Source organism: Acinetobacter sp. 18QD2AZ41W (genome assembly GCF_009829025.1).
Lineage (GTDB): Bacteria > Pseudomonadota > Gammaproteobacteria > Pseudomonadales > Moraxellaceae > Acinetobacter > Acinetobacter pseudolwoffii.
In genome coordinates, this window is the sequence record NZ_WURP01000032.1 from 1 (window position 1) to 4,483 (window position 4,483).

Here is a 4,483-nt window from a genome sequence, read left to right on the forward strand (position 1 = left end):
GCCATATTTACAATACCAGCGCACAGCCCAAAGAATGATTTCGCCCTGAAAATGCCGACCATGGAAAGGATTCATATGCTGCACCTTTAGCTAAAACAGTCTTCAGCTTACCATTCGTGGTTATTTGCAACAGTGCCGTCAGATAAATACTGATAAGCGTCTCAGTTCAACGGTTTTCTGCCACCTCTACTTCAGCTCAATGACTAAAATCAGGAGAGACAACTTTAAAATCACCACGACCAGTCTATTTTCAGCTACCTATTTTGAACTCATTTATTCATGCGTTATCACACAAAGAGATGAGCCTTTCGGTCTTTTCAGCATTGGAAATTATTTTACCACTGCCTCTACTTCTTTGAGCATGGCTTGCATGCCGCCCAGACTGTCGTTGATCAAATACCAGGTGCTAGAATCCAGAAAAACAATATGATCGTTTTTAGCCGCCTTGGTCTGTCTGACTAGATTATTGTCCAGTACCTTGCGTGCACCCCCGTCACCTTCGGTAATCGCCGCACTGCGGTCAATCACAAACAGGTAGTCCGGATTCTTTTCGGCGATAAATTCATGCGATACCGACATGCCATGCGTCCCCACCTTGATACTTGGGTCGGCTGGCTGGAAACCGTACAGGTCATGAATCAGGCCAAAACGTGAACCGACCCCATAGGCAGAGAGTTTGTTGTTATTGACCAGAATCACCAAGGCAGTTTTATCCTTGGTTTTTTCCTGCAGGGCATCGATGTCTTTAGACAGCGTAGCCAGCTGCTGCTCGGCTTCAGCACGTTTGCCCAGCATATCCGCAATATTCAAGGTATGCTGGCTGAAAGAATTAAAACGGTCGCGATAATCCACCTGATTGAAATACACCGGGGCAATCCCCTGAATCTGGCCCATCAAGTTTTCCATGCGTCCACTCATTAAAATGAGCTGCGGCTGGCTTTCGGCAATTTTTTCCAGATTGGGTTCCTTCGCTGTACCGACATCGATATAGCTCTTGTTATTAAACTGCTGCAGTGCTGCCGGTAACGGAGTGCCTTGCGGCAGCGCCACCACTTTATCACTGCCGCCCAAAGTATGGATGGTATTTAAGGAGTTCGTATCCAGCACCGTGATCCGGCTTAATTCTTTGGGAATACTGATTTTACCGGCCTGACTCTCGAACTGCTGCATTTCAGATGTCGTGTTCTGGCCAGAAGGTGCATCCGTCGGACTGCATGCGGCCAAAAGACCGGTGACAAGCAGTACAGATACGCTGGTTTTGAATTGCATGGATGTCTCCTAACTAATAAAATACAGGCCCAGCTGATGTTGCTGGATTTGCTGAATCGGAATATGAAAATCGAAAATATCCTGCAGAATATCTTCATGCATGATCTGCTGCGGTGTGCCCTGATAGACCAGCTCACCGTGTTTCATGGCAATGATCTGGTTGGCATAGACCGAAGCAAAATTGATATCGTGAATCACCACAATGATGGATTTACCATGATTGACGCACAGGTCCTTAAGCACCCGCATGATCTGGGCTGAATGTTTCATGTCCAGATTATTGAGCGGCTCATCCAGCAGGATATATTTGGTGTCCTGCGCTAATACCATGGCAATATAAGCACGCTGGCGTTGTCCACCTGACAGTTCACTCAGTTGCTGGTGTCGCATCGGCTCCAGTTCCATATATTGAATGGACTGGTCAATCATCTGATGATCCTGAGCAGTCAGATGGCCATGTGAATAGGGAAAGCGTCCAAATGCCACCAGATCTTCAACCGAAAGACGCAATTCGGTATGGTTGGCCTGTTTTAAAATCGCCATTTTCTTGGCAATCTCGGCATTTTTCATCTGTTGCAAATTTTCCCCGTCCAGCATCACCTGACCCGCATCCGGGTTCATCAGCCGGCTCATGATGCCGAGCAGGGTACTTTTACCGGCACCGTTCGGCCCAATAAAGGCTGTGAACTGTCCTTCACCGATGTCGAGAGACACCTGCCTGACCACGGTTTTCTCATGATAATGCTTGCTGATATGTTCTAAGACAATTGCCATTTTTTATTGTCCTTCAATAAGATCCAAAAAAAGTAGAGTCCGCCGACAAAGTTAATGATGACACTGAGCGTAGTGCGCAAATTCAGTAGATGCAGCACAATAAACTGCCCGATCAACAGGACCAGTAACGAAACCAGGATCATGCCGGGAAGCAGAATCTGATGGCGATGGGTTTTAAAAATTTCCAGACTGATATTCAGAACCAAGAGACCGAGGAACATCATCGGACCGGCCAAAGCCGTAGCTGAAGCCAGAGCCAGCACCACCAGAATCAGCGAGATACGGCTCTCGCGATCATAATTGAGTCCCAGATTGAGCGCATGATCGCGGCCCAGTGCCATGACATCAAAAATCCGCACCTTTAGCAGACAATAGATCAGGATTGGCAGAATGGTCAGCGTCGACAGGATCAGCGGTTCGACTCTAACGAAATTGAAGCTGGCAAAGCCGGCATAGGCGGCGACCTGAAACTCATCCGGATCGAGCAGTACCTGAATATAGGTGGCCATACTGTCAAATAAGGTGGCACAGATCAGTCCGACCAGCAGTAGGAAATAGATATTCTTTTCCGCCACTTTTTTGAAAATAAAATGATAAAGCAGCAGGGCAAAGGCCAGCATCAGCGCCAGTGAAATAAAATAATCAGCCACAATATTCAGTGACAGCAGGGCGCTGGCACCAAAAATATAAATAATCAGGTTTTTGGACAGCTCATACAGTTTGTCGAGTCCCAGCGCCTGTGGGGTAACCACCCGGTTATTGACGATACTGTGGAAAATAAGGGTTGAAATTCCCACCGCCGTGCCGGCAACCACTATGCCGCATACCGTTTTAAAACGCAGACCGAGTGAATAGCGCCATGCCGGACCCAGATCCCAGCAGAGATACAGCAGCAGACTGGCCAATACCGCACAGCTCAGCAGCACTAATTTGGCCGAATTAGACATGACGATAACTCCGTAGTAACAGCCACAGGAAAATCACGCTGCCAAATACCCCCATAATCAGACTGATCGGGATTTCATAAGGATAGATCAAAATACGGCCGATAACATCACAGATGAGCACCAGCAAGGCACCCAGTAAAGCCGTCGGTGCCAAGGTTTTACTTAGATTATCGCCCAGATACAAGCTGACAATATTCGGTACAATCAGGCCCAAGAAGGGAATCGCACCGACAGTAATCACGACAACGCCGGTAATGATCGACACTAGAATCAGGCCGATAAATAAGGTCTGGTGATAATTCAGCCCCAGATTAGAAGCAAAATCCTGTCCCAGGCCAGCCAATAAAAAACGCTGGGCAAATAGGTAAATGATCAAAAACAGCGGTACACTGAGATAGATCAGTTCATATTGCCCGTTTAAAATGGTGGAAAAATCTCCCTGTAACCAGCCGGCAAGGCTCTGTAGCAGATCCATTTGCAGGGCAATAAAGGTGGTAAAGGCAGAAATAATACTGCCGAAGATCATGCCGACCAGTGGCACAAATACAGTATCCCGATGTTTCAGCCGCGATAAAATCGCCATAAAGCCCATTGCCCCGAGCAGGGTGACTACAATCGCAAAACCAGTTTTTAGAAAAATCGATGCAGTTGGCAGCAGAATAATTGAAACCAGTACCCCGAGACGGGCACAGTCATATAATCCGGCTGTGGTCGGGGAGACAAAGCGATTGCGGCTCAAGGTCTGCATGATCAGGCCGCAAACACTCAGCCCCGCACCGGCAATCAATATGGCCATCAAACGTGGGAAACGGCTGGTCCAGAACAGTTGCCAGTCATGTGCCTGACCTTGTAATAGACCCTGCCAGCTCATATCTCCGACACCGACTGACAAAGATAATCCTGCACAGAGCAGGAGTAGGATCAGCAGATAGCGGAATTTTTTCATGGAATTTTCATCAGGAATCAGGCGATATAAATATAAAAAAGCGCATCACTATGCAGTGATCTTTTTACTTAATGAAGATCATAATTTGATCATGAATCAAACTATTGAGAGTAAAATAGAGCTAAAGCTTAACGGGATAATGAATGTTAATCATTCTCACTATTGTAAGTTAATGTAAATAAAAACAGAGGTGAAGGCCGTTTAAGCGACGCAGCATTTCATTTTTGCAACGATAAAACTGGAAAAAATTGATGTCATGGTGCTCAAAAATTTTCTAATGAGTTAGGAAGGTATTGAAATTGGAGAAAGAAATACAGCGCCTACTAGCAAATATGGTCATTGGAGGAATGATCTCATAACCCTTGTTATGGCTGTTTTATGACCAGTACTGTGTCCCGATAGATAAATGAAAAGAAAGCTTCCTGACCCATTATAGTGAGCAATTTTTAGCAGAACTATTCAGGCTTACTGGCTTTGTTGCACAAACCTAGCATCAAAAGCTTATTCAGCAATATAATTTCAAAATGAATAAGCCTGCCTCTAAAAT

Annotated in this window: 4 protein-coding genes and 1 pseudogene; all 5 read right to left on the bottom strand. The window is 46.0% G+C overall.

Features of this window, described 5'->3' with window-relative positions; translation table 11 throughout:
- Nucleotides 1–75: pseudogene (locus GVV58_RS14855) on the bottom strand (IS6 family transposase); the annotation flags it as partial.
- A gap of 255 nt (nucleotides 76–330) precedes the next feature.
- Nucleotides 331–1,269, bottom strand: coding sequence for an ABC transporter substrate-binding protein (locus tag GVV58_RS14860; protein WP_104510428.1), 939 nt, complete (start codon nucleotides 1,267–1,269; stop codon nucleotides 331–333).
- A 9-nt stretch (nucleotides 1,270–1,278) separates the two neighbouring features.
- Complete coding sequence (locus GVV58_RS14865) at nucleotides 1,279–2,043, bottom strand: ATP-binding cassette domain-containing protein (protein ID WP_100329936.1); 765 nt, start codon at nucleotides 2,041–2,043, stop codon at nucleotides 1,279–1,281.
- Entirely contained in the window at nucleotides 2,028–2,990 is a 963-nt protein-coding gene (locus tag GVV58_RS14870) for an iron chelate uptake ABC transporter family permease subunit (RefSeq protein ID WP_005096087.1), read from the bottom strand. The genes GVV58_RS14865 and GVV58_RS14870 overlap by 16 nt, the downstream gene beginning before the upstream one ends.
- On the bottom strand, nucleotides 2,983–3,936 hold the full coding sequence (locus GVV58_RS14875) for an iron chelate uptake ABC transporter family permease subunit (protein WP_005096088.1): 954 nt from the start codon (nucleotides 3,934–3,936) through the stop codon (nucleotides 2,983–2,985). The genes GVV58_RS14870 and GVV58_RS14875 overlap by 8 nt, the downstream gene beginning before the upstream one ends.
- Nucleotides 3,937–4,483 lie beyond the last annotated feature (547 nt).

Coding starts and splice junctions, on each gene's coding strand:
- GVV58_RS14870 (WP_005096087.1), bottom strand. CDS start 2,990: ATGTCTAATTCGGCCAAATTAGTGCTGCTGAGCTGTGCGGTATTGGCC.
- GVV58_RS14875 (WP_005096088.1), bottom strand. CDS start 3,936: ATGAAAAAATTCCGCTATCTGCTGATCCTACTCCTGCTCTGTGCAGGA.
- GVV58_RS14865 (WP_100329936.1), bottom strand. CDS start 2,043: ATGGCAATTGTCTTAGAACATATCAGCAAGCATTATCATGAGAAAACC.
- GVV58_RS14860 (WP_104510428.1), bottom strand. CDS start 1,269: ATGCAATTCAAAACCAGCGTATCTGTACTGCTTGTCACCGGTCTTTTG.